General features: G+C 68.9%; 21 protein-coding genes. 8 read left to right on the forward strand and 13 right to left on the reverse strand.

Annotated features, from left to right (window positions below; translation table 11 throughout):
• Positions 1-267: 267 nt before the first annotated feature.
• Positions 268-1737: an amino acid permease gene (locus ACSMXX_RS01985; protein ID WP_473182280.1), complete on the reverse strand. Its 1470-nt coding sequence runs from the start codon at positions 1735-1737 to the stop codon at positions 268-270.
• Positions 1738-2277: 540 nt separating this feature from the next.
• Between ACSMXX_RS01985 and ACSMXX_RS01990 the strand changes: the two genes are divergently transcribed.
• The 6 genes from ACSMXX_RS01990 to ACSMXX_RS02015 all read left to right on the forward strand — a co-directional run bounded on the left by ACSMXX_RS01990 (position 2278) and on the right by ACSMXX_RS02015 (position 9687).
• Positions 2278-3234, forward strand: a complete 957-nt coding sequence (locus ACSMXX_RS01990; protein ID WP_473182281.1) for an ATP-binding cassette domain-containing protein — start codon at positions 2278-2280, stop codon at positions 3232-3234.
• On the forward strand, positions 3231-4055 hold the full coding sequence (locus ACSMXX_RS01995; RefSeq protein ID WP_473182282.1) for an ABC transporter permease: 825 nt from the start codon (positions 3231-3233) through the stop codon (positions 4053-4055). The genes ACSMXX_RS01990 and ACSMXX_RS01995 overlap by 4 nt, the downstream gene beginning before the upstream one ends.
• Positions 4055-5299, forward strand: coding sequence for a sensor histidine kinase (locus tag ACSMXX_RS02000; RefSeq protein ID WP_473182283.1), 1245 nt, complete (start codon positions 4055-4057; stop codon positions 5297-5299). Before ACSMXX_RS01995 ends, ACSMXX_RS02000 begins: the two co-directional genes overlap by 1 nt.
• The gene (locus ACSMXX_RS02005; RefSeq protein ID WP_473182284.1) at positions 5296-5958 is read left to right on the forward strand and encodes a response regulator; all 663 of its coding nucleotides are present in this window, start codon (positions 5296-5298) and stop codon (positions 5956-5958) included. Before ACSMXX_RS02000 ends, ACSMXX_RS02005 begins: the two co-directional genes overlap by 4 nt.
• A 195-nt stretch (positions 5959-6153) precedes the next feature.
• Positions 6154-7617: an alpha/beta hydrolase family protein gene (locus ACSMXX_RS02010; protein WP_473182285.1), complete on the forward strand. Its 1464-nt coding sequence runs from the start codon at positions 6154-6156 to the stop codon at positions 7615-7617.
• Between the two features lie 396 nt (positions 7618-8013).
• Positions 8014-9687, forward strand: a complete 1674-nt coding sequence (locus tag ACSMXX_RS02015) for an alkaline phosphatase D family protein (RefSeq protein WP_473182286.1) — start codon at positions 8014-8016, stop codon at positions 9685-9687.
• Positions 9688-9760: 73 nt separating this feature from the next.
• On the opposite strand, the gene ACSMXX_RS02020 is transcribed toward ACSMXX_RS02015, so the two are convergent.
• The 11 genes from ACSMXX_RS02020 to ACSMXX_RS02070 all read right to left on the reverse strand — a co-directional run bounded on the left by ACSMXX_RS02020 (position 9761) and on the right by ACSMXX_RS02070 (position 22645).
• Positions 9761-10882 carry a M20 family metallopeptidase gene (locus ACSMXX_RS02020; protein WP_473182287.1) on the reverse strand — a complete coding sequence of 374 codons (1122 nt, stop codon included), beginning with the start codon at positions 10880-10882 and terminating at the stop codon, positions 9761-9763.
• Complete coding sequence (locus ACSMXX_RS02025) at positions 10879-12192, reverse strand: MFS transporter (protein WP_473182288.1); 1314 nt, start codon at positions 12190-12192, stop codon at positions 10879-10881. The genes ACSMXX_RS02020 and ACSMXX_RS02025 overlap by 4 nt, the downstream gene beginning before the upstream one ends.
• 101 nt (positions 12193-12293) lie before the next feature.
• Positions 12294-13421 (reverse strand): M20 family metallopeptidase, encoded by a 1128-nt coding sequence (locus ACSMXX_RS02030; RefSeq protein WP_473182289.1) that lies wholly within the window; start codon positions 13419-13421, stop codon positions 12294-12296.
• Positions 13414-14082 (reverse strand): DUF1028 domain-containing protein, encoded by a 669-nt coding sequence (locus tag ACSMXX_RS02035; RefSeq protein WP_473182290.1) that lies wholly within the window; start codon positions 14080-14082, stop codon positions 13414-13416. The genes ACSMXX_RS02030 and ACSMXX_RS02035 overlap by 8 nt, the downstream gene beginning before the upstream one ends.
• Positions 14079-14495: a RidA family protein gene (locus ACSMXX_RS02040; protein ID WP_473182291.1), complete on the reverse strand. Its 417-nt coding sequence runs from the start codon at positions 14493-14495 to the stop codon at positions 14079-14081. Before ACSMXX_RS02040 ends, ACSMXX_RS02035 begins: the two co-directional genes overlap by 4 nt.
• 160 nt (positions 14496-14655) lie before the next feature.
• Positions 14656-15921, reverse strand: a complete 1266-nt coding sequence (locus tag ACSMXX_RS02045) for a flavin-containing monooxygenase (RefSeq protein WP_473182292.1) — start codon at positions 15919-15921, stop codon at positions 14656-14658.
• Between the two features lie 289 nt (positions 15922-16210).
• Positions 16211-17134, reverse strand: a complete 924-nt coding sequence (locus ACSMXX_RS02050) for a LysR family transcriptional regulator (RefSeq protein WP_473182293.1) — start codon at positions 17132-17134, stop codon at positions 16211-16213.
• A 66-nt stretch (positions 17135-17200) separates the two neighbouring features.
• Entirely contained in the window at positions 17201-18544 is a 1344-nt protein-coding gene (locus ACSMXX_RS02055) for an MFS transporter (RefSeq protein ID WP_473182294.1), read from the reverse strand.
• A gap of 233 nt (positions 18545-18777) precedes the next feature.
• Positions 18778-20274 carry a TrkH family potassium uptake protein gene (locus tag ACSMXX_RS02060; protein WP_473182295.1) on the reverse strand — a complete coding sequence of 499 codons (1497 nt, stop codon included), beginning with the start codon at positions 20272-20274 and terminating at the stop codon, positions 18778-18780.
• 71 nt (positions 20275-20345) lie between these two features.
• Positions 20346-21659 carry a Trk system potassium transporter TrkA gene (gene trkA, locus ACSMXX_RS02065; protein WP_473182296.1) on the reverse strand — a complete coding sequence of 438 codons (1314 nt, stop codon included), beginning with the start codon at positions 21657-21659 and terminating at the stop codon, positions 20346-20348.
• 227 nt (positions 21660-21886) lie between these two features.
• Positions 21887-22645: a DeoR/GlpR family DNA-binding transcription regulator gene (locus tag ACSMXX_RS02070; protein ID WP_473182297.1), complete on the reverse strand. Its 759-nt coding sequence runs from the start codon at positions 22643-22645 to the stop codon at positions 21887-21889.
• A 49-nt stretch (positions 22646-22694) separates the two neighbouring features.
• Between ACSMXX_RS02070 and ACSMXX_RS02075 the strand changes: the two genes are divergently transcribed.
• Both ACSMXX_RS02075 and ACSMXX_RS02080 read left to right on the forward strand, forming a co-directional pair.
• On the forward strand, positions 22695-23078 hold the full coding sequence (locus ACSMXX_RS02075) for a DUF4406 domain-containing protein (RefSeq protein ID WP_473182298.1): 384 nt from the start codon (positions 22695-22697) through the stop codon (positions 23076-23078).
• Positions 23075-23755, forward strand: coding sequence for an NUDIX domain-containing protein (locus ACSMXX_RS02080; RefSeq protein ID WP_473182299.1), 681 nt, complete (start codon positions 23075-23077; stop codon positions 23753-23755). Before ACSMXX_RS02075 ends, ACSMXX_RS02080 begins: the two co-directional genes overlap by 4 nt.
• A gap of 71 nt (positions 23756-23826) precedes the next feature.
• Here ACSMXX_RS02080 and ACSMXX_RS02085 read toward each other — a convergent pair whose 3' ends face one another.
• Positions 23827-24294: an amidohydrolase family protein gene (locus ACSMXX_RS02085; RefSeq protein ID WP_473182300.1), complete on the reverse strand. Its 468-nt coding sequence runs from the start codon at positions 24292-24294 to the stop codon at positions 23827-23829.
• Between the last annotated feature and the right edge of the window lie 310 nt (positions 24295-24604).

Below are 24604 nucleotides of genomic sequence, written 5' to 3' on the forward strand. Positions count from 1 at the left end.
ACGCGTCGGCGTTTCAACGTGAACAAGGCAAAGGCGCCACCTGCACCTCTCAGCGCCACGTCGGATCCGACTTGCTCGTACCGCTTTCGCGACGAGACCCGTGAGCCGCTCAAGCGCTACCCCCTAGGACGAACCAACCCAGTCATGGGAGCAGTCACTGACGAGCTCGTACGATTCCCGGAGAGCGAATCTCCAGCTCAGCGGGCTTCTTTCTGTTTCCGGGCAGACCACCGGCTGCGGCTGGCGGCGTGGGGGTGGCCGGGGTGGCTACTGTCGCTTGTCGGTGTTCATCCTGCTGCGCGTACGCCCGTAGAAGAAGTAGAGCGTCACCCCTGCCGCCATCCACACTGCGAATCGCAGCCACGTCTCGGCGGAGAGGTTGAGCATCAGCCAGGTGGAGGCGGCGATCGAGACGATCGGGAGCGCCGGCACCCAGGGAGTGCGGAAGGAGCGCGGCAGGTCGGGGCGGGTGCGGCGCAGGATGATGACGCCCAGCGCGACGACGGCGAAGGCGAAGAGAGTCCCGATGTTCACCAGGCTGGCAAGCTCCTCGATGCTGGTGAACCCCGCCAGGAGAGCCACGACGAGGCCCAGCAGAATCGTGGAGCGGTAGGGGGTGGCGAAGCGTGGATGCACTTTGGAGAAGAACCGGGGCAGCAGCCCGTCGCGGCTCATCGCGAAGAACACGCGGGTCTGACCGAGAAGCAGGATCATGCATACGGTCGTGAGACCGATCGCGGCACCGAAGCTGATGAATCCGGCGAACCAGGGCTGCCCCGTGGCCTTGAACGCGTCGGCGAGCGGCGCATCCACCGTCAGCCGCGTGTAGTGCTGCATGCCGGTCACCACGATGGCGACGGCGACGTAGAGCACGGTGCAGATGAGCAGCGAGCCGAGGATTCCGCGCGGCATGTCGCGCTGCGGATTCCTGGTCTCCTCGGCCGCGGTGGCCACGATGTCGAAGCCGATGAAGGCGAAGAAGACCACGGACGCCGCCGTGAAAATGCCCTGGACCCCGAAATTCGTCGGCGCGTAACCGAAGATCAGCTGAATCAACGGGGCCTCGAAGCCGGAGCCTCCGAGGTTTCCCTTTTCCTCCGGGATGAACGGGCTGTAGTTGGCCGCGTCGATGAGGAAGGCACCGGCGACGATGACGACCAGCACCACGGTCACCTTGATCGCGACCACGAGTGCCGTCACCCGCGCGGAGAGCTTCATACCGAGCAGCAGGATCACCGTCAGCACCAGAACCAGGATGGCGGCCAGCAGATCGAAGCCGAACCCGTCTGCGGCTGCCGACCCCTGGAGGACGGTGGGCAGGTCCCAGCCCGCGGTGTCCATCAGGGACCGGACGTAGCCGGACCAGCCGACGGACACCACCGCGGTGGCCAGCGCCATCTCCAGCATCAGGTCCCAGCCGATGATCCAGGCCGGGAACTCACCCAACGAGGCGTAGGAGAAGGTGTACGCCGACCCCGCGACCGGCACCGTCGAGGCGAACTCGGCGTAGCACAGCGCAGCCAGCGCGCAGACGGCCCCCGACACGGCGAAGGCGATCGCGACCGCGGGACCCGCGGTGTCCTTGGCCACCGCACCGGTGAGCACGAAGATGCCGGTGCCGATGACGACACCGATACCGAAGACCGTCAGGTCCAGAGCGGACAACGACCTCGACAGCTTGCGGTCCGGCTCCTCCGTGTCCTGAATCGACTGCTCGATGCTCTTCGTCCGGAACAACTCTCCCAAGCCGCGACCCGCGGCCCCGCTACCCTCTCTCACGCCGAACCTCCATAGTCGGGACGCAGCAGGCGACACGAGCCACGGCCCTGGCTGCCGTTCACCGGTCGTTGATCGGCCCGTGCCGCCAGGCCGTTGAGCATGAATTCGCAGGCGGAGGGAACTGTCTTCGTTCTTCGTTACCTTCCCGGCTGACAAACGGGACCCTCGTCGGTGCGGGAGCCGTCGTGGCGCCGGGTGACGGAATTCTTGACGGAATTCTCCGGTAGCCGGCGCCCTTTCTCACGTCCTCAGGGCGCGTGTCAGGCTGACACCGGCGCGTGGCAGAGAATCACGCAAGGGCGGAAATCAGCCGTTGCCCTCATCGGCAGGCCCAGGCCGAGCCATCTCACGGTGCGGGGATGCGCCTCGAGGCGTAGCGGGGATCCACCTGTGGATGCAGTTCACCGGCAGGGAGTCCAGCCTGTGGGCTCACGCGCTCGTCGGCCGCGAAATCTAGCTTGGGAGTCATCCAGCTCCCGCCCTCGACGAGGAAGCTCAATGATCGAAGCTCACGCGCTCACCAAACGGTATGGAGACAAGACCGCCGTCGCTGATCTCAGCTTCACCGTACGGCCCGGCGCCGTCACCGGCTTCCTCGGTCCGAACGGAGCCGGGAAGTCCACCACGATGCGGATGATCCTGGGCCTGGACGCCCCGACCGCAGGTCACGTCGCGGTCAACGGAAAACACTACGCCGCGCACCGCGCACCGCTGCATGAGGTCGGCGCGATGCTGGAGGCACGCTCGGTCCACACCGGCCGTTCGGCGTTCCATCATCTGCTCTCCCTGGCGGCCACCACGGGCATACCCCGTAGCCGGGTGGAGGAGGTGATCGACATCGTCGGCCTGCGGGAGGTGGCCGGCAGGCGAGCCGGCGGCTTCTCGCTGGGCATGGGCCAGCGGCTCGGCATCGCGAGCGCCCTGCTCGGCGACCCGGCCACCCTCGTCCTCGACGAGCCGGTGAACGGCCTTGATCCCGAGGGCATCCTCTGGATCCGTAACCTCCTCAAGCGGCTGGCAGCCGAAGGCCGCACCGTGCTGGTCTCCTCGCACCTGATGAGCGAGATGGCGCTGACCGCCGAGCACCTCATCGTCGTCGGGCGCGGACGGCTGATCGCGGACACCTCCGTCGAGCAGTTCACGCGGAACGCGGCGCACACTTCGGTGCACGTACGCACCGATGAGACGGATCGGCTGCGTACTTTGCTGGCAGGTACGGAGGTGGTCGTCACCTCGCACGAGCGCGGGGCGCTGGAGGTGACCGGCCTGAGCGGCGAACGGATCGGCCGGATCGCCGCCGACAACGGGATCGCGCTGTCCGAACTGACCCCGCGGCAGGCTTCGTTGGAGGAGGCGTTCATGGAACTCACCCGCGATGCCGTCGAGTACCCGGCTGCCCGGCCGGTCGCGGTCGGTGCGACAGGCCGGACCGGCGCCGAAGGAAGTGCGGCATGAGCGCGAGCACCGATGCCTTCCCCCGCCCCCGGGTCGCGCACGGCCATGTCACCCAGGCCCGGGTTCTGGTCTCCGAATGGGTCAAACTCCGCACCGTGCGCTCGACGTTCTTCACACTGGTCGCCGCGACGATCGCAATGATCGGGCTGGGACCTCTCTTCGCGGAAGTCACCGCCGGCCGCTGGCCGGACCTGACCGCGGCCGAGCGGGCAGCCTACGAGCCGGCCGCACTGAGCCTGGTCGGCTACTACCTTGCCCAACTCGCGGTCGGCGTACTGGGTGTTCTCGTGATCACGGGCGAGTACTCGACGGGCATGATCCGTGCCACGCTCTCCGCGGTGCCGCGCCGTCTTCCGGTCCTGTGGGCCAAGGCCGCCGTGTTCGGGGCGGTGGTCTGGGCCCTGATGACCGCCGCGTCCCTGGCGGCCTTCCTGGTCAGCCAGGACCTGCTGAAACCCACGGGCATCGGGACCTCACTGGGCGATCCCGGTATCGCCCGTGTCGTCCTAGGCAACGGTCTGTATCTGACGATGCTGGGGCTGCTGAGCGTCGGCATCGGCGCGCTGATCCGCAATACGGCGGGCGGCACGACCACCGTCTTCGGTCTGCTGCTGGTCGTGCCGGAAATCGTCAAGACTCTCCCGGCCTTCTGGGCCGACAGCATCGGCAAGTACCTGCCGAACAACGCCGGACGCGCTGTCACCGTCCTTCATCCGGGGCCCACTTCGCTGGCCCCGTGGACCGGCTTCGCGGTCCTGTGCCTGTACGCGGCCGTGGCGCTCGCCGCAGCCGCCGTGGTGCTGAAACGGCGGGACGCGTAATGACGGCCGCAGCACCGCCCGTACGGTCGCGGGGCACCCTGACCGGGTTCCTTCGGCTGCTGCGGGCGCGTGCCCGGCTGTCGCCGACGGCGGTGGACGCGCTGCTGGTTGCCGTGCTCTTCATCCTGGCCGCCGTGGTCGTCCGCGACGACCTGAGCGACCATCCGTGGCTCCTGGCCCTCCAGGCGGGGCTGCTGGTGCCCCTGGTGTGGCGGCGACGGGCGCCGCTGGCCGTGTTCGGTGCGGTGGCCACCACGGCGTTCGTCCAGTGGCTCGCCGACGTTCAACTCTCGGCTGATGTCGCGCTGTTGATCGCCCTCTACACGGTGGCCGCGTACCGCGACCGGCGCCGCACATTGCTGGCCGGTGCTGTCCTCGAAGTGGGCATCGTGCTGAACTCCCTGAGCTGGGCGCCCGAGGACGGAGTCGTCGGCAACATCATCAGCCTCACCTCCATGGCCATCGCCACCGCCGTCATCGGTACGAACGTCCGGACCAGGCGTGCCTACCTCGCGTCCGTGGAGGACCGAGCCGTACGTCTGGAGCGTGAACGCGACCAGCGGGCTCAACTCGCCGTCGCGGACGAACGGGCCCGTATCGCCCGCGAGATGCACGACATCGTCAGCCACAACCTGTCCGTGATGGTCGCGCTCGCCGACGGCGCGGTCTTCGCCCAGTTCCGCTCCCCCGATACAACGACCGCCGCCATGCGGCAGATCTCCGGCACGGGAAGGCAAGCACTCACCGACATGCGGCGGTTCCTCGGAGTCCTGCGGGCGGACGAACCGGATGCGCTGCGCCATCCGATGCCCGGCATCGCACAGTTGGAGGCTCTCGCCGATCAAGTGCGGGCCGCTGGACTGCCGACCCGTCTCGATCAGACGGGTGATCCATCTCCGGTCTCCCCCGCCGCGCAACTGACCGTCTACCGCCTGGTGCAGGAGGCGTTGACCAACACTCTCAAGCACACTCCGACGGGCACTCGCGCCGAAGTCCGGGTGCGGTGCTCCGCCGAGGCAGTCGCCGTCGAGGTGTCCGACGACGGCGCGGGCACCGACCGGCCCGCGCAGGCCTGCGGCTCACCGTCCGGGCACGGAATCCCGGGCATGCGCGAGCGCGCGGCCGCGTACGGGGCGACGTTGGAGGCGGGCCCTCTCCCGCATGGCGGTGGCTGGCGGGTGTCGGCCCGCCTCGGCCTCGGCACGGCGCCCCGCCCAGGCACGGCGGGAGACGGTGCCGCGTGACGATCCGCATCCTGCTCGCCGATGACGAACCGCTGCTGCGCATGGCGTTCACCATGGTGCTGGAGGCACAGCCGGACATGGAACCGGTCGGCGAGGCCGGTGACGGCGCCGAAGCCGTACGCCTGGCACGGCAGTTGAACCCCGATGTCGTGCTGATGGACGTACGCATGCCCGGCATCGACGGAATCGAGGCGACGGCCCGTGTCGTCCGGGACTGCCGGCACACCCGGGTGCTCATCCTCACCACCTTCGACCTCGACGAACACGCCTTCGCGGGACTCAAGTCCGGGGCATCGGGCTTCCTGTTGAAGAACGCACTGCCCGAGGAGCTGCTCGCGGCGATCCGCAGCGTCGCCGCGGGGGACGCGGTGGTCTCCCCGCGCATCACCCGCCGTCTGCTGGAGAACTTCGCCCACCAACTGCCCGCCGACCGCGGCACGGTGGAGGACGACCGGCTGGAGAGGCTCACGACACGCGAGCGCGAAGTGCTCGTCGAGGTGGCGGGCGGCCTGTCGAACGCCGAGATCGCCGCCTCGCTCCACCTCGCCGAGGCCACCGTCAAGACCCATCTCAACCGGATCCTGACGAAGTTGGAGCTGCGCGACCGGGTGCAGGCCGTGGTCTTCGCCTACGAGACCCGGCTCATCCGCCCCGAATGACGGCGGACGGACCGCCGCGCACTCTCAGCACTTCCCGTAAGCCCCACTGCCCATGGTCGCCCCAGGCGCTGGGCTTCCACCACAGGACCCCTCGACAAGACCCCTACCCGGGCGGCCCGCGAGGCCGCATGCTCTGGAGCCGTCATGCCAGCATCGAGCAGGACTACTCACCCGACCTCCCTCGCCACCCCTTCCGTGAACGAGACGATCAGCGCAATCGGCATCACGCCGATCGAAGCAGCCCTGGTCGTGGGCGCGCTCGCGCTTGTGTCGGCCCGCTGGCTGCCGCCGCGATTCCGGCGCCGAGTCGCGATCGGCGCCGCGGCGGTGTCGTCGGCGGCGGCGGCGGCGCTCGCGGTGGTCGGCCTTCGCTGGCAGACGGTCCCGGTGGTGGTGGCAGTCGTGGTAGTGCTGCCGTTCACGGCCCGGACCATGATGGGGAAGCCCGGCGGTCGGCGGATCCGCTGGTGGCTGGCCGGACCGGCTTCGGCGGCCGGCGTCCTGGCGATCGTCGCCGGTGTGGGGGCGGCGATCGCCTTCCCCGTCCCGGACTTCCCCACGCCGACCGGCAAGTACGCGGTCGGCACCACCGTCGTCGAGTGGTCCGATCCCGATCGGCCCGAGACGTGGACGACCGATCCCGACGACGTGCGTACGCTGCAGGCCCAGATCTGGTACCCGGCCGAGGCGGGCCCGGACGAGGTGGAGCGGGCGCTGTACATGGGCCGCTCGGAGGCCGAGGCGAACGTCGCCGCCGAGGCCGAGGCGGACTATCTCGGGTTCCCCCGGTTCGTCTTGGACGGCTCTGTGGTGGCCCGCACCAACGCGGTGCCCGACGCGCCGGCCGCCTCCGGCAAGGAGCGGTTCCCGGTGGTGCTGTTCACGCCGGGTATGGGCGTCGGGCGCACCACGAACACCGCCTGGGCCGAGGAGTTGGCCAGCCACGGCTACGTGGTCGCCGCGCTCGACCACCCCTACGACACGGCCGCGGTCATGTTCGCCGACGGCCGGACGGTTCGCAGGGCGAAGCACAGGGTCAGCTCCGACGCCGAAGGCTACCGATTGGGCGAGGAATTGGCGGCGGTGAAGGCCGGCGACATCAGTTCGGCCCTCTCACACCTCGGCCGCCTCGACAGCGGCCAAGTGAAGGGCGTCCTCGCCGGTCGGCTGGACACCGGCCGCGCCGCGGTCGTCGGCATGTCGGCCGGCGTAGGCGGCGCCTTCCAAGCGGCCCGCGCCGACGAGCGCTTCTCCGCGGTGATCGCCCTCGACGGCTTTCCGTACGACGGCGATCCCGGGCCGTATGACCAGCCAGTGCTGGCGCTGACCCAGCAGATCGGGCTGGAGGAAAATCCCAGATATCTCCCCGCTCTGAAGCGGATGCTCGAGCACAGCACGTCGACCGCCTACATGCTCACCATCCCCGGCATGACCCATCCGGCCTTCACCGACGCGCCACTGTGGATGCCTCCGGTGCCGTCGCTGGTCGGCTCCCTCGGGCGCACCGAAGGCAACCGCATCATCACCGAGGTGACGATCGGCTTCCTCGACGCCGAGCTTCGCGATCAACCGACGGACCTTCCGGGCCTCTTCTCCGAGCATGGCGAGCTGAGTGTCTACGACACCGATCAAAAACAACGGGGGCACAACGGGAGCTAGCCGGGCTCGTCATCGCAGCATCCTCGTTGTCTCACGTCGATGACTGCCGGTCGAACAATGCGAATCGCGACGATCGAGTCGGCCGTCGCAAACGCCGTCGACACGGGCGGATATCAGGAATTCGCTACTCCCCATGCGTCGTTCAGGCGGCGCCCGGAGGATTCTCCCAGAACAACCGGGGTCTCGCCGCAGGCCCACCGGTGTGCAATGCGTTGAGAATGGCAGGGAGTTCGCGACTCCCTGCCATTCGTTACCAAGGCTTGAGACCTTTTTCCACGTGAATTGAGGAGATCCGGCAGACCGTATGGGAAATCATGGAACCGGCTCTTTCGGCATTGGCAAATCGCCGTCGGACAACCCCGAGTTCACGGCTGCCCACGGGTAACGTCATGTGCCGTGACCAATAGCCGGACCACCCCCCAGGATCCCTCCCCCGAAAACAGACCCGCCCGCAACCTCCGGCGCCGCACCGTTGCTACGGCCACCGCGGCATGCGCGGTCCTGCTGCCGCTCAGCTACGGCCTCCTCAGCGCACAGGCGGGCGTAGCACCCGCCTTCCTGCACGGTGTCGCCTCCGGTGACCCGCTGCCCGAGGGCGTTCTGCTGTGGACCCGAATCACCCCCTCCTCAGAGGCAGTACCCGGTTCCGGTAAGGGAGCCCCCGTCGAGGTGACCTGGCACGTCGCCGAGGACGAGGAGTTCGCCACCGTCGTCGCCCGGGGTACGGCACAGACCGATGCCACCGCCGACCACACCGTCAAGGCCGACGTACGCGGACTGCGCCCCGACACCACGTACTGGTACCGCTTCAGTGTCGGCACGGTCCGCTCGCCCGCAGGCCGCACGCGTACGGCCTGCGCCCAGGACGCCACGGCCGGCAACCTCCGTTTCGGCGTGGTCTCGTGCTCGCACTACGAGGGCGGCTACTTCGCCGCCTACCGGCACCTGGCCGCCCGTACCGACTTGCACGCGGTCCTCCATCTCGGCGACTACATCTACGAGTTCGGAACGGGCGAGTACCCCCTTGAGAAGAAGATCGTCCGAAGGGTCCGGCCCGAGCACGAGACCGTCACCCTCGCCGACTACCGCGTCCGGCACGCCCACTACAAGCTCGACCCAGATCTTCAGGCCATGCATGCCGCGCACCCCGTGGTCGCCATGTGGGACGACCACGACTTCGCCAACAACGCCTGGTCCGGAGGCGCCGAGAACCACACGTCCACGGACGAAGGAGACTGGGCGAAACGCTTACGAGCCTCGAAACAGGCGTACTTCGAGTGGATGCCGGTGCGCCCCTCCATCGAAGGCACCACATACCGCTGCCTCCGGTTCGGCCAACTCGCCGACCTGCACGTGCTCGACCTGCGTTCCTTCCGCGACAAGCAGCCACCCCACATCCTGGGCCACCACGTCAGCGACGACCCTGACCGCACCATCACGGGACGCGCCCAGCTGGACTGGCTGAAGGCCAGGCTGTCCGGCTCCACGGCCAAGTGGCGGCTGGTCGGCACCTCGGTCATGATCGCCCCCCTCGACTTCAGCGCCGTGCCAACCGATACGCTCAGGTCCCTGGCGAAGCTGCTGAGCTTGGCGCTCAACCTCGACCGCTGGGACGGCTACGCGGACGACCGCCGGGAACTGCTGACCCACCTCCGCGACAACCAGATCGCCAACACGGTGTTCCTCAGCGGCGACCTCCATATGGCTTTGGCCAACGACGTGCCGGGAAACGGGGACTTCTCCTCGCAGGCGGCGGCACCGGTTGCGACGGAGTTCGCCGTCACGTCCGTCACCTCCCCGAACCTCCACGACATCCGGTGGGACCCCTCCGTCGGAGTCTCCGTCACGGCAAAGACCGCCATCCGACGCTCCAACCCCCATGTGCGGTGGGTGGACGTGGACTCCCACGGGTACGGAGTCCTCGACATCGACGCCGAGCGCGTCCAGATGGACTACTTCGCCCTGTCCGACAAGACCGACCGCGATGCCACTGCCGAGGTCCGCCGCTCCTACCGCACTCTGTCCGGCACGCAGCGGCTGGAGCGGGCGGACGCACCCGTGCGCGGATAGAGACGGGCCCGGGATATCACTCCCATGCCCGGAAAGGGCATACCGCCGACGTCAGCTGACTCCCTCGGTGCGGTCACCGGTCGCGGCACCACCGGTCGAACAGCTCGCGGTAGATCTCCACGGCGGCCTCGACCTTGGACGCCGAGCACCACTCGTCCACAACGTGACACTGGTCCGGCTCGCCCGGCCCGAGTACGACGGTGGGCGCCGGGCGGCCGTCCTCGGACGGCGACAGCAGCCCCGCCAGCACAGAGGCGTCCGTGAAGTACCGGGCAGGGGACTGGGGTTCATCGTCCTCGCCGGCGGCGACCAGAGCCTCGCGCACGAGAGCGACGAACGGGTCGTGCCCGTCCGTGTCGACGACGGGCAGCACCACGTGGTCGTCGACCCGGACGCCGTCGCCGCCCAGCTCGGCGACGACGGAGCGCACGTCGTCGCCGTCCACGCCCGGGACGGTGCGGACGTCGAGGAGCAACTCCGCGAAGTCGGGCACGACGTTGGGCTGGACGCCGCCGCGCAGCAGACCCACGTTGGCAGTCACCGGGCCGAACGTCGCGTGGGAGGGCCAGGCATCGTGGTCGTGCAGCGCGCCCGCGGCACGGGCCAGCCGCACAACGGCGTTGTCCCCGAGCTGGGGAGCCGACCCGTGCGCGGCGCGGCCCGTGGCGGTCAGCCGCATCCAGTGCGCGCCCTTGTGACCGAGAGTGAGGCGGTTGGCCGTCGGCTCGGCCACGAGCAGCGGACCGCCCGGCGCGAGCGACGATCGCCGGAGACGGCGGGCTCCGGTGCAGCCGGTCTCCTCCCCCGCGGTCAGGACCAGTTGCAGGCCGTTGCAGTGGTGCGCCCGCGCGGCGTGGTCGACGGCGGCGACGACGGCCGCGGCCACCCCCGATTTCATGTCGCTGGTGCCGCGCCCGACCATGCGGTCGCCGTCCCGTTCTGCGGCCCACGGGTCGGCGGTCCACTGCTCGGGGTCGGCGGGCACCGTGTCGAGATGCCCGGTCACCGTGAGCGGTGCGGAGCCCGATCCGGTGCGGGCGACGAGCTGCTCACGCCCCTCCTCCCAACCGGGCGTGGACACCTCGAAGCCGTTGTCGCGCAACGGGTCGGCGCACAGCGCTGCCAGTACGCCCTCGCCGGACGCCACCGTCCGCTGCCGCACCAGTTCGGTGAGGAGGCCGAGGACGGCGGTCACCGGAGCTCCTCGTGGGCGGTCTCGCGCAGCGTCAAGATCGTCAGGAACGCGATGACCGCGCCGGCGGTGACGTAGACGAAGAACAGGTCGGGGTGGCCCGCGTTGGACAGGGAGGTGATCACCAGCGGTGCGGTCCCCCCGAAAGTCGCGACCGTGATGTTGTACCAGGCGCCGATGCCCACGCCGCGCAGTTCGGTCGGGAACAGCTCGCTCATGATGGCCGGCGCGATGGATGACATCAGGGCGTACAGGCCGAGGCCCGTGCAGAAGACCACCAGCAGTTGCGGCAGCCCGGCCCCGGGGGTGATCAGCTTGGACAGCGGGATGATGAGGCAGGCGAGCGCCGCGGACCAGAACAGCAGCTGCCGCTTGCGTCCGAACCGGTCCGACAGCTTGCCGCACGGATACTGCAGCACGACGAAGAGCGCCGTTCCGACCGAGAGTGCGATGAACACGTCGCTGTCGTCGGCTCCTTGAGACTCCACGGCGTACGGCGTGAGCGCGCTGAAGAACACGTAGTAGTTCAGCGTGCTCAGCAGCGTGATGCCGACCAGCTGTCCCACCGCCTTGGGGTGCTGCGTGATCGTGGTGAGCAGCGGCCGCTTCGTGCGTACGGCCTTGTTCTTGTTCTGCTCGAACTGCTCGGTCTCCGAGATGGTGCGCCGCAAGTACAGACCCACGACCGCGAGGAGGCCGCCCACGATGAACGGGATGCGCCATCCGTAATCGCGCAGCTGGCCGTCGGTGAGCACCGACGAGAGGAAGGCCCCCAGCAGCGAGGCGAGCAGCACTGCCGTGCCGGTCGATATGTAGAAGAAGGACGAGTACCGGCCCCGGCGGCCCCGGGGGGCGATCTCGGCCAGGTACGCGGAGGCGTTGGAGACTTCACCTCCGAGCGACATGCCCTGGGAGACGCGAGCCAGCAGGAGCAGGATCGGAGCCAGCCAGCCGACCTGCTCGTAGGTTGGCAGCAGTCCTATCGCCAGCGAGCCGCCGGCCATCATCAGGATGGTCACGATCATGGCGGTCTTGCGGCCGCGGACGTCGGCCATGCGACCGAGCAGCCACCCGCCGACCGGGCGGAAGAAGAAGGCGACCGCGTATGTCGCCGTGGTGTTCACCAGAGCGAGTTCGGGGTTGTCGGAGGGAAAGAACTGCGTCGCGAAGTAGATGAGGAATGTCGCATAAATGGTCCAGTCGTACCACTCGATGGCGTTGCCGATGCTGGCCGCGACGAGGGTCCTGACCGGCAGCTTGTGAGGGGCCGAGTCGGCGGTGGTCGCCGCCGGGTCCTGCCTGATTTCGCTCATTGGCGCTCCGAATGTGTGAGAGCCCCCGAAGAATTGGACGAATGGCTGAGCCAAAGTAGCAGCGTGGGCACTTTCCGGCCAGGGCCGAATCCCAGGTCTGTTCAGCCCGCTGCCAGGTCGACTGCCGTCCAGGCAAGTGCTGTCGCACCATCGGTGATGGTGCGCTCGGCGACCTCGCCGATGCAGTGATCGGCGAACTCCTTCTGGTGGTTGAGCACTGGAAAGCAGTCGAGACCGACGTAGGGGTGAATGGCGGGGACGGCTTGCGAGACGTTGCCCATGTCTGTCGACGCGCGGCACATCTGCATCTCGGGGCCCTCGGTGACGAGTTGGCGCCCCAGTTCCACGGCGTTCTGCTCGTACGACCGCAACGCGGCCTCATGAGTGCGAAAGTCGGAGTACGGCTGCGACTCCGGCTCGATCTCCAGGTCGCACCCGGTGGCGAGTGCACCGGCCTCGAAGCAGCGGCGCACCTTCTCCTCGGTTTCGGCGAGTTCGGCCATGTCCGTCGCGCGCACGTACCAACGTCCTGCGGTCGTCTGCGGGATGGCGTTCGGGGCCTCGCCGCCCGAGGTGACGATGCCGTGCACGCGGACGCTCGGGGGCAGTTGCTGACGCAGCATCCCGATCGCGACCTGCGCGATCGTGAACGCGTCCGCGGCGTTCCTTCCATGGGTCGGATACGCCGCCGCGTGCGCCGCCTTGCCTGTGTAGCGGATCGCCGAGTGAGACACGGCGAAGGGGACTGCGCGGGCGACGTCCACCGGGGCCGGGTGGGCCATCATCGCGAAGTCGAGGCCCTCGAAGGCGCCGCGGTCAAGCATCTCGATCTTGCCGCCACCGCCCTCCTCGGCAGGGGTCCCGAAGACCTCGACGGTGATGCCGAGCTCGTCGGCTCGCTGGGCCAGAGCGATCGCCGCACCCACGGACATCGCAGAAATGAGGTTGTGACCGCAGGCATGCCCGATGCCCGGCAAGGCGTCGTACTCGGCCATGTAGCCGATTCGCTTCGTGCCTGATCCGAGCCGGGCGTGGAAGGCGGTCGGCAGATCGACGAAGTTCTCCGTGACTTCGAAGCCGTTCCGCCGCAGGACCTCGGCCACCCTTCTTGCAGACCCGAACTCCTTCCAGGCCGTCTCGGGGTTGCGGTAGAGACTCTCCGACAGCGCGATCAGCTCGTCGCGGATGCTGTCGACGTCGCTCTGGACGCGCCTCTTCGCCTCACTCATCGCCGGGCACCCCGTACGCCGGGGCCGTGCTGGGGTCGATGCCGCGTGTCACGTAGTCCCGCCGCTGCGGCAGCCACATCTCGAGCAACTCCTGCAGATCGGAGATGGGAGTCCGGCTCCAGTCGACGCGGAGGTCGGTCTCGCGCCACCCGGCGTCGCGGACGACCGCGAGGCCGGCCGAGTGGAGGTCACCGGCTTCGCCGCCGGCCGCCAGACCGGCCGTCAGTGCTGTGAGCAGCTGCTGCTCGAACTCGCCGGTGGCGGACTCGAACCCCTTCAGGACGGCGTCGACGACACCGGTGTCGTCCAGCAGGTTGCCGGCGGCCACCGCGTGCTCCGATGTCCGCGAGTGGTGGACACCGAGGGTCCGCCCACCGGAGTGCACGGCCGGAGCATTCTGGGCCCCGATCACGGCCACCTGGCGGTAGTCCATCGTGCCGTCGTGCTCGCGGAGCCTTGCCAGAGCCTCGTCGGCCGAGTCCCCGTCGGCGAGCCTGTCGAGGAGCCAGTCACCGAACCGGGGGTCGGTGATGTTCTGGGAGGCCACGGCTCCCACACCACAGCGAAGGTGGAGGCATCGTGCCGCCACGCACGGAGAGGATGAAGTGACCGCCATCCCGAAGGCGCCGGAGTCGTCCCTGGCCAAGATCGAGAACGTCATGGGCGCTCCCCGGGAACGGCCGTGGCATCGATCTCCACGAGCCACTCGGGGCGGGCGAGCGCCTGGACGACGATGCCGGTCGACACCGGGTAGACGCCCTTCAGCCAGCGCCCCATCACGCGGTACACCGTCTCGCGGTAGCGGATGTCAGTGAGATACACGACGACCTTGACGATGTCCTCGAGCTCGCCGCCGGCCTCTTCCAGCAGCATGGCGATGTTCGACATCGCCTTCTCCGCCTGGGCCTCGACGTCGCCGATGCCCACGCTCTCGCGGGTTTCGAGGTCCTGACCGATCTGGCCCCGCAGATATACGACGCCGCCGGCGACGACGGCCTGGCACAGGTCGTTGTCGAGGTTCTGCTCGGGGTAGGTGTCCTTGGTGTTGAACGTACGGATTCTGGTGTGCTTCATGAGCGTTCCCCGAATCTTCGAGGGGCTGCCGGGCCGATCTGCGGGGCACCGCGAACGGCCGTTCGACATCTCGGAATTGAAGTCAGCGGACAGGTGGGTGGCGGCGGGTGGACAAGGGCTCGCCCGGAGGCGACGCTGGGCGGCTCCGGCTCCGGCTCGGCTAAGCGGTCGCCGGCGCCTCCGCGGAGTTGTAGGCGCGGTAGGAGCGGCGGATCAGGATGTGGTCGGCGAGGAACCCGGCGTCGTGCCAGACGCCCCAGATGAAGCTTGATCCGCGCCGTGACTGCCACGGCAGGCCGAGGAAGAAGACGCCAGGCTCGGACGAGATCCCACGCCGGTGCTGCGGCCGTCCCCTCTCGTCGAACGCGTCGACCTTCAGCCAGCTGTAGTCCTGTGTGAAGCCGGTGGCCCAGACGATCGAGGCGACGCCCGCCCCGGCGAGGTGGAGTTCGGGCAGGGGGTTCGTCACGCACTCCGGGTCAGGCCGGAGGTGGTGGGCCTCCGGCTCCTCGGGCAGGTCGAGGCCGTTGCGCTCGATGTAGGCGTCGGCTTCCTGGAGCAGGGACAGGTAGTTGGCGTCGCCCTGAGCGATGTTCTGCTTGAGGTCCGTAGCGAACCGGATCTTCCCGTCCTCGTAGGATTCGGCAGTCCCGACGAGCCTGATGCCGTCCTCGGCGAGGTCGCGGAAGTCGACGGTGTGGCCGCCCTGCGCTCCGCTGACCGCGATGGTGACGTGCTCGGCGCCCTGAGGCGGGGTCGCCGCCTCCCACTTGTTGAGTACACCGAGCCACCAGACGAAGTCACGGCCGCGGTAGCGGCGCGGGGGCCGGTCGTGCGGGCTGACGGCGAGGTAGACCTCGCGCCCCGCCCGGCGGAGTTCGTCGGCGATCTGCACTCCGGAGGACCCGGCCCCGATCACGAGGACGGCCCCTTCCGGCAGCTGCCGCGGGTTGTTGTAGGCGTCGGAGTGGATCTGGTGGACGGGCGCCGCGTCGGGTACGACGGCCGGAATCACGGGCTTCTGGAAGGGACCCGTCGCGGCCACCACGTAACGGGCGTCGATGGTGCCCTCCGACGTCGCCACGTGGAATCCGGGCTCGCCCATGTTCTTGGTCACGGACGTCACCTCGACCCCGCTGCGTATCGGAGCGTCGATCTTCTCCGCGTACTCCGCCAGATAGGCCGCCACCTCGTCCTTCGTGGGGAAGGCGTCGGGGTCGCAGCGGAATTCCAGGTTCGGGAAGCGGTCGTGCCACGCTGGGCCGTTGGCCACGAGGGAGTCCCAACGGGACGTCCGCCACCGCTCGGCGACGCGGTCCCGCTCCAGGACGATGTGCGGGACACCGCGGTTGCCGAGGTGCTCGCTCATGGCGATCCCGGCCTGGCCTCCACCCACGACGAGAACTTCCGTCGCTGTGCTCGACATCCGTACCTCCACTCACTTCATCTGTTGCCCGCGCGAGCCGGACTCGTCCGGGAAGGACTCACTTCGTGTTTCCACCGGCGACTTCAGAGGCGAGGTGGCATGAGGGATGCCTCCCGTCCGGGCCTGTCGGCGATACGGGCGTCCCGGCACTGAGGAACCCGAAGAGCTCTTACTCAGTGCGCAGCACATGGCTCCCTCCGTGGCGACGACGTTGCCCGGGGAATTCGTTCATCACCGTACGGAGAATGAAGCCTCGTCAGCCAGAACGGATTTCCGTAGGTCCCTTCGGTTACCTCAATACCTCGGGCCGGAGTAGACCCACGGCCATCTCGATGAAAGTCACGACCCGCTTGCTGCGCATGCGGTCGCCCGGCGTGACCGCGACGACGTCAAGTCCCTCGTGTCTGTTCGTGAGTTCCTTGGTCACGTACGGCAGGCCCTCGTAGCTGACGGTCGTCTTCGGCCGTTGGCTCAGCAGCGAATAGCCCGCACCCCGGGCGACCAGACAGCGAACGAGCTCGGAATTGGGCGTGCGGAAGCGGATGTTGGGGTTCACGCCCTCCGCGTCGAAAACGGACAGGAAGTACTGCCCACCAGGCTCGAGGTCGAAGAGGATGTAGGGCTCCTCCGCCAGATCACGCAACGCGACGGAGTCCGCCTGGGCGAGGCGGTGCTCCGGATGCAGCAGGACGTAGGGCGGCACGGCCGTCAGCTTGGTGGCGGTGTGGCCGAGGTCCGTCAGATGGTTCCGGAACCGGTACGCGTACATGACGGCCACGTCGCTCTTGCCCTGGTCCATCTGTTCCAGGAGCGCGTGCTGCGACCCTTCCGAGAAGTTCACGTCCACGGCCGGATAGTGGAGCATGAACTCGGTGACGACGGCGGGAAGAAGCAGCGGCGCGATCGTCGAATAGCAGCCGATGTGGAGCTCCCCCGCCAGTTCCCCGCTCAGGCCTGCCGCACGGCGTTCGAGGTTCGCGACGTCCCGCAGCAGGCGCCTGGCCTCGGCGAGGACCATCTCGCCGTCACGGGTGAGCGAGAGTCCGCGGGAGTGCCGCACGAAGAGGCTGATCTTGAGGATGTGCTCGAGGTCGGCGATCGCCGTCGAGACCGTCGACTGCGAGAGATGGAGCGCTTGCGCCGCGGCAGTGACCGTTCCATGTTCGGCGACTGCGACCAGGTAGTCGAGCTGTCGCAGGGTCACGCTGAGCATCGGCACTCCCGTCCGTCACGGTGCACCGCCAAGAGGGGCGCCAGGCGGCCCTCTTGGCGGTGCTGCTCAGTCTACGGGCGCAGAAAGCCGTACTTCCGATGGTTTGTCCGACTCGTGAAGCAGGTCGGTGCCCTTGGTCTCCGGGATCGTCAGGACGGTCAGCAGACCCACGATGCCCACGACGATGAGGGTGTAGGCCGGGACCATCTGGTCGTCCGTCACCGAGATGAGCCACGTGTTGAGGTACGGCAGGGTGCCGGCGAAGAAGGCACCGGCAATGGCGTACGCCATGGACAGGCCACTCTGCCGGGTGCGGGTGGGGAAGAGTTCGGCGACGGTCGCGGAGTGCGTGCCGAGGATGATCGCCAGGATGGCGGCGAGGCCGGCGGTCGCCACGAAGGCGGCGGACTCGGAGCCCTGTCGCATGAGGAGGAACAGCGGTACGGCACCCGCTATGAGCAGCCCGGCGGCGCTCAGGAGGACCGGCTTGCGCCCGACACGGTCGGAGGCGATGCCAGAAAGAGGGATGAGGGCGATGGCCACCAGCGACGCGACGGTCGACAGCAGGGCCGCTTGATCGGGGTGCAGGCCCACGATCTCCTCTTGATACGTGAGGAGGTAGACGAGCACCACGTAGAACGTGCAGTTCATGAAGGTCTCGATACCGATGGTCTGGAAGAACTGCTTGCGGTTGCTCTTGAAGACCTCGGTGACGGGCGACGCCGGGACGGTGTCGAGCTCCTCCAGCGCGCGGTACTCCGGGGTGTCCTCGACCTTGAGGCGGATGTACAGGCCGACGAGGGCCAGTGGAACCGTCACAAGGAAGGGGATGCGCCAGCCGTCGGCGAGGATCGCCTCTTCGCTCATCGTCGTGTGGAGCGCCCACACGACGAAGGACGCGAGCAGGAAGCCGAGGACGGAGCCGACCTCGATGGAGGAGGTCCCCAGACCGCGGCGCTTCGCCGGGGAGTACTCCGCGAGGAAGGCGGCGGCGGAACCGAACTCACCACCCGCGGCGAGCCCTTGGATGATCCGGGCGACGACGAGGAGCACCGGCGCCATCAAACCGATTGTTTCGTAGCTCGGAATCAGACCGAGCAGCAGAGTTCCGGCGGCCATGGAAATGATGACCAGGGAGAGGGTCTTCTTACGGCCGAAGCGGTCACCCAGGTGACCGAAGATGACCGACCCGAGGGGGCGCACGAAGAACGCGATGGCGAAGACGGCGAAAACCGAGAGGAGACTGGCCGTGCCGTCCTGGTTGGGGAAGAAGATGTCGGCCATCGTCGTGGCCATGTAGGCGTAGACCGCCCAGTCGAACCAGTGGACGAGGACGCCGATCGACCCAGCGATGACACTGCGTCGTAGACCTTTTTGCGTGGTCCGGTCATCCGCAAGCGTGGTTGCCATCGGTGCTCCTACCTCAGGGGGATCCCGGTAGCCGGGAGTGCGCAGCAGCGTAGGTGGCCATCTCGGCCCCAACCAGAGGAAAAAATCGATGGTGCCCACGGTCTTATCGATGCCTTTCAACACAGAGGGCGCGGCACCGTGGGGCGCACGAGGCCCGGGCTTCAGCCTTCAACTCGCCGACGGCGCCGTCGTCCGGGATTCGCCCTGTGCCCGGACGGGGCCGCCCTTGTCTCCTACGCTCGCCAGTAGCTTCGGCGGAGCAGCACCGCCAGCGGAACGATCTCGATACGGCCGAGGAACATGAGGGCCGTGAGGATCACCTTCGACAGCTCCCCGAGCGGCGCGTAGGAACCGAACGGGCCGACCTCGCCGAAAGCCGGACCGACGTTGCCGAGGCAGGCCGCGGCGGCGCCGAGCGCGGTGAAAGCACCGGTGCCGGTCGTGCTCGCTTCGGCGTCGAGGGCGACTCCGAGCGTTCCGAGCGCGAGCACGAGCACGTAGAGGACGACGAACAAGAGCGCCGAGCGGAGCGCGGGGTTCTCGACCACCCGGCCGCTCACCCGCACCGGGATGACAGCGTCGGGGTGAACGGCTTGTTCCAGGTCGTGGCGGGCAAAGCGAAAGAGGATGAGATGGCGAACGACCTTGATCGAGCCACTCGCCGACCCGGCGCAGGCCCCGACGAACATCAGCGCCAGCAGGGTGAGCGTCGCGAGCGTTCCCCAGCTCGACCAGTCCAGCGTCGCGAAGCCGGTGGTGGTCATCACCGAGACCGTCTGGAAGGCCGCGTGCCGGACGCCGCCGAACCCGTCCACCGTTCCGTCGGCGAACAGTTCGACAGCCAGGACGGACGTGCCCACGGCGAGCAGTCCGAGATACAGGCGCAGCTCCTCGTCGCGAGCCACGGCCCGGATCTGGCGCAGCGCAGCGAGGCGGTACAACCGCAGCAGGTTCACTCCGGCCACCGCCATCAGCCCGCACAGCACCCACTGCGTCACGGGGGCGAGGCCCTGAGCCGAGCCGGACTCCGGGGTGAATCCACCGAGGGCCACGGCGGACGTGCCGTAGGAGAACGCGCCGAAGAGATCCATCCGCCGGTCCAGTCCGCTCCAGCCCAGGGCGGCCAGGACCAGGATGCCGATCACCGTCACCGCGAGGTAGACCTTCCAGAGCCGCCGGGCGGTGGCGCGAATGGTCGCGCCGAGCGACTCGACCTCGATCGGACCTCCCGGCAGCTCGGAGCGCAGGAGTTCGCGGCCGCCGATGCGCAGCCGCGGCAGCACCGCGAGCGCGAGCACGATGATTCCCAGACCGCCCAGCACCTGGGTGAGCTGGCGCCAGAACAGCATGTCGAGTCCGAGCGCGCTCACGTCGGTCAGGACAGTCGCGCCGGTAGCGGTGAACCCCGACATCGCCTCGAAGTAGGCATCGACCGGGTGATCGAGCTGCGGGACGTGGCCGAGCACGAACGGCAGCGCGCCGAACGCGGGCACGAGCAGCCAGACGGCGACGACGACGAGAAATCCCTCCCGTACGCCCAGCGGTGGCCGTTTGCCCGTCAGACGCTTGAGCGCCAGGCCCGTCGCAGCCACGGCAACTCCCGTGATGAGGAAGGGCCATGGGGGCTCGCCAGCCGCGAGTGCGACGACTGCCGGGGCGGCGAACGCGACCGCGAACCACGCGAGCAGAGTGCCGACGACGCCCAGCGCCGTCCGTACGTCGACACCCATTCGTCTGCGCGGGCGCCACCGGTGCGGACGCGGCGGCCACCGGTGCGGACGCGGCGACGAGCGCGACAGCGTCACAGGTCGCGCTCGATCGCGGATACGCATTCGGGCTCGGTGAGGACGATTGCGCGGTCCCCGGGCCGCAGTTCGTCCGCCCCTTCGGGGAAGAACACGTCGCCGTCGCGGATGAGCGCGCCCACGCCGGCCCCGGGAAGCGCGTCGACCGGGCGATGCGCGAACCGGCTGCCGGGCCGGACGGTGATGTCGAGCACCTCGAAGCGGTCGTCCTCCAGCATCGCCATCTGGTGTGTGCGCTCGTGGAACGTGAAGCGGGCCATCTTCTCGGCGGTCTCGTCACCCGGATCGATCGTCACGTCGACGCCGGCGGCCTCGAAGACCTCGGCTGCAGCGGGGTCGTCGAGGACCGTCAGCGTGAGTCCCACCCCGTGGACTTTCGTGAGCACCGCCGCGTGCAGGTTGCGCGAGTCGTCGCCGCTGGCGAACACCGCCGCTCTCGCCGCACCGATTCGTTCACGGCGCAGGAACGCCGGGTCGAGGCCCGTCCCGTGGAACACCCGTGCCCCGTCGAGTGCGTCGGCGGCCGCGCGCGCTCTTCCCGCATCCGGCTCGATCAACCGTACGGAGATCCCCTTGTCGAGCAGTACTCGGGCGATCGCCGTCCCCACGCGCCCGGCTCCGAAGAGCGCGACGTCGTCGACGGGTTCGGCCCCGGCGACCAGCCGGCTCCACGTGCGCGCTGCTGGACGTGACGCCATCACGATCACCCAGTCACCGGGCCGCACCACCTCATGCGCGGCCGGTGTGATCCAGCTCCCGTCCCGGACGATGGCGACCATCCGCGACGCCGCGGGCCGGTCCGCGTCACCCATGAGGCGGCCGGCGAATCCCGGCGGCTTCTCCTCACGAACGTCGACCCCGAGCACGACCACCTCGCCGCCGGCGAAGTAGTCCACGTGCCGGGCGCCCGGCACATCGAGGACGCGCGCGACCGCGCTCGCGGTCTCGAACGCAGTCGAGACGAGGAGGTCCACATCGAGGTCGCCCGCACGCCAGGCCGCCAGGTAGTCCATGTCGGTGGCGCGCACGACCGTCCGCGCCGACGACAGCCGGCGGGCGAGCATGGCGATCACCAGGTTGACCTCGTCCCGTGACGTGCATGCCAGGACAAGTTCGGCGTCGGCCACACCGGCTTCGAGAAGCGTCTCGCGCCGGGCGCCGCTACCGTGTGTGATCCGCACGTCGTAGGCGTGCGAGAGGGCCGCCAGGCGCGCCTCGTCGATGTCGATCACCGTGCACTCGTGCACCTCGGCGAGCGACTTGATCACGGTGTGACCGACCTGGCCCGCACCCACCACGATGACCTGCATGCCAGCATCGTGGCACGCACGGATACCAGCCGCCGCCGCAGCTTCGGCGGGGGATCCCGAGGCCGGCGGCGAGCACTCATCACCCTCGGAAGGAACCTCACGAACGGCTACAGATCGTGAGCCTTGGGGTGTGAGGCGCCGACACTTCGGGTGTGAGGGGCCGCCGCCCCGCGGCGGCGTCCCGTCATCTGCTCGTCGAGTCGACGCCTGCGGCCGGCCCGTTGCTGTCAGCCGGTTGTGAAGATCTCCACGCCGAGCACCGTGAGCCGTTCGAGGACTGCGTCGTGGGGGTCGGCGTCGGTGATCAGTCCGCTGGTCTCTTCCCAGGGCAGGACCCGGTAACGCGAAGCTGTGCCGATCTTCTCGGAGGAGGCGAGGATGTAGGTGTCCGCCGCGCGTGCGGCCAGGGCGCGCTTCATCGCGGCCTCCTCGGCGTCGCCAGTGGTCAGTCCCGCCTCGGGATGCACGCCGGTGACGCCGAGCATGCAGAGGTCGGCGGAGACGTTCTGCGCGGCCTCGACCGCGGTCGCCCCGCAGGCGACCGCCGAGTGCTTGAAGATGCGGCCACCGAGCAGAAAGAGCTCCGCCTGGGGATGGTCGAGCAGGGCGGCGGCAATGGTCGGGCTGTGGGTGATCACGGTGCAGGCCAGGTCCAGCGGGAGTGAGTGGGCGACGGCGAGGGCAGTGGTGCCGCCGTCGAGGATCAGCGCGCCGCCCGGCCGCACCAGTCCGGCGGCCAGCCCGGCGACCTTCTGCTTACCTTCCGGGGCCACGGTCAGCCGGGCGCCGTAGCCGGCCACCGCCGGCGAGACGGGCAGCGCGCCGCCGTAGACCCGCTGGCACAGTCCCTCGGCGGCGAGATCGCGCAGGTCGCGCCGCACGCTGTCCTCGGAGATCCCCAGTTCGGCGGAGACCTCCTTGGCAACGATCTTGCGCTCACGGGCGAGCAGATCAAGCAGGTGGTCGCGTCGTTCAGCAGCCAGCATGCACACTCTCTCCTGTTCTTGCATGTTTCTGCGTGTATCGTAGCGCCCCATGACCGACAAGCCCATGCTCATCCTTATCGCCGGGCCCTACCGCTCCGGTACCAACGGCGACCCGGAGGCCGTGGCCGCCAACCTCGCCCGCCTCGAAGCCGCCGCCTGGCCCGTCTTCACCGCTGGCCACCTCCCCGTGATCGGGGAATGGATCGCCCTGCCCGTACTGCACTCCGTCGGTGCGGGACCCACCGACCCCCTCGCTGACCAGGTGCTCTACCCGACCGCCGACCGCCTGCTCGCGCACTGCGACGCCGTGCTGCGCCTCCCCGGCGACTCCACCGGCGCCGACCAGGACGTGGCCACCGCCCACCGCCGCGGCCTGCCCGTCTATCACGACGTGGCCGAGATCCCCCGCCGCACCCCGCAGGAGACCGCGTGACACTCCGCCCCGGCATCGGCGCCCCCGACCACCGCGGGCGCACTGGCCTCGACCAGGCCGGACGCGACCTGGACCGCAACCCCGACGTCGTGATCCGCGACGTCGAGCTCACCTCCCAGGGCTGGCACGTCCTGCGCCGCACCACCTTCGACTACCGCCGCCGCGACGGACGCTGGGAAACCCAAGCGCGCGAGACCTACGACCGCGGCAACGGCGCCGTCGTCCTGCCCTACGACACCGACCGCGGTCGCGTCCTGCTCACCCGCCAGTTCCGCTACCCGGCCTACGTCAACGGCCACCCCGACGGCATGCTCGTCGAAGCGGCCGCGGGACTGCTCGACGCCGACGACCCGCTCACCGCCGTCCGGCGCGAGAGCGCCGAAGAACTCGGCGTCACCCTCGGCCCGCTCACGCACGTCCTCGACGCCTACATGAGCCCCGGCTCCGTCACCGAACGCCTCCACTTCTTCGCCGCCCCCTACACGCCGGCCGACCGGACCGGAACCGGCGGCGGCCTCGAGGAAGACGGCGAGGACATCGAAGTCCTCGAACTGCCCTTCGCTGAAGCCCTCGCCATGACCCGCGACGGCCGCATCGCCGACGGCAAGACCATCCTGCTCCTGCAATGGGCAGCCCTGGACGGACCCCTCGCCCCCGCAGCCGGGCAGAGGCACTAGACACTGGACAAGAGCGTGGTTCGGGTGATGCGTGATCAGGCAGCGGCGGCACCAGACGGACATCATCACTGTCAGAGGCTGAAGATCCGTCGTGCGTTGCCGGACAGGAACAGCTCGGCGGCCTCCTCGTCCAGCCCCAGGTCATCGAGGTGTTCCAGTGCCCGGCCAGGGGTGATCATGGGGTAGTTCGTGCCGAACAGCACCTTCGTACGGCCTCGGCCGCGCAGGTAGTCCACCAGCTCACGCGGGTAGCGGCGGACGGTGTAGGCGCTGGTGTCGATGCAGACGTTGGCGTGCTTGTCGGCCACCGCGATCATCTCCGTGGTCCACGGGTAGCCGATGTGTCCGCACACGATGGTCAACTCGGGGAAGTCGAGCGCAACCTGGTCGATGTACGGGATGGGGCGGCCGGTCTCGGACGGGCGCAGCGGACCGGTGTGACCGACCTGCGTGCAGAAGGGAATGCCGAGTTCGACGCAGGCGGAGTACAGGGGGTAGTACAGCCGGTCGGTGGGTGGGAGCTGCCACAGCCAGGGCACGACCCGCAGGCCACGAATCCGAGTTCCTCCACCGCACGGCGCAGTTCTCGTACGGCCTTGACCGGCCGGGCCAGATCCGCGCCGGCTACACCGCGCAGCCGTCCGCCCGACTGGGCGACGAACTCGGCCACCTCGTCGTTGCTGATCAGCGGCCCCTGCGGGCCGTACCAGGCCGCGGACAGTCCGATCTCGACATCCGCCGCGGACATCGCGGCCACCGTGGCCTGGACCGGCAACGGCTCCTCCAGCAACTCCATTCCCGTCCACCGACGCAACGACTCGAACATCTCGTGGTTGGAGTGGCGCAGTG

It is taken from the genome of Streptomyces sp. DSM 116795 (genome assembly GCF_055792905.1).

Excerpts from the sequence above, each read along its gene's own strand:
- ACSMXX_RS02045 (WP_473182292.1), bottom strand. The coding sequence starts at position 15,921 with ATGTCGAGCACAGCGACGGAAGTTCTCGTCGTGGGTGGAGGCCAGGCC.
- ACSMXX_RS02035 (WP_473182290.1), bottom strand. The coding sequence starts at position 14,082 with ATGACGTTCTCGATCTTGGCCAGGGACGACTCCGGCGCCTTCGGGATG.
- ACSMXX_RS02050 (WP_473182293.1), bottom strand. The coding sequence starts at position 17,134 with ATGCTCAGCGTGACCCTGCGACAGCTCGACTACCTGGTCGCAGTCGCC.
- ACSMXX_RS02040 (WP_473182291.1), bottom strand. The coding sequence starts at position 14,495 with ATGAAGCACACCAGAATCCGTACGTTCAACACCAAGGACACCTACCCC.
- ACSMXX_RS02060 (WP_473182295.1), bottom strand. The coding sequence starts at position 20,274 with ATGGGTGTCGACGTACGGACGGCGCTGGGCGTCGTCGGCACTCTGCTC.
- ACSMXX_RS01995 (WP_473182282.1), top strand. The coding sequence starts at position 3,231 with ATGAGCGCGAGCACCGATGCCTTCCCCCGCCCCCGGGTCGCGCACGGC.
- trkA (WP_473182296.1), bottom strand. The coding sequence starts at position 21,659 with ATGCAGGTCATCGTGGTGGGTGCGGGCCAGGTCGGTCACACCGTGATC.
- ACSMXX_RS02070 (WP_473182297.1), bottom strand. The coding sequence starts at position 22,645 with ATGCTGGCTGCTGAACGACGCGACCACCTGCTTGATCTGCTCGCCCGT.
- ACSMXX_RS02075 (WP_473182298.1), top strand. The coding sequence starts at position 22,695 with ATGACCGACAAGCCCATGCTCATCCTTATCGCCGGGCCCTACCGCTCC.
- ACSMXX_RS02030 (WP_473182289.1), bottom strand. The coding sequence starts at position 13,421 with ATGAGTGAGGCGAAGAGGCGCGTCCAGAGCGACGTCGACAGCATCCGC.
- ACSMXX_RS02025 (WP_473182288.1), bottom strand. The coding sequence starts at position 12,192 with ATGAGCGAAATCAGGCAGGACCCGGCGGCGACCACCGCCGACTCGGCC.
- ACSMXX_RS02055 (WP_473182294.1), bottom strand. The coding sequence starts at position 18,544 with ATGGCAACCACGCTTGCGGATGACCGGACCACGCAAAAAGGTCTACGA.
- ACSMXX_RS01990 (WP_473182281.1), top strand. The coding sequence starts at position 2,278 with ATGATCGAAGCTCACGCGCTCACCAAACGGTATGGAGACAAGACCGCC.
- ACSMXX_RS02000 (WP_473182283.1), top strand. The coding sequence starts at position 4,055 with ATGACGGCCGCAGCACCGCCCGTACGGTCGCGGGGCACCCTGACCGGG.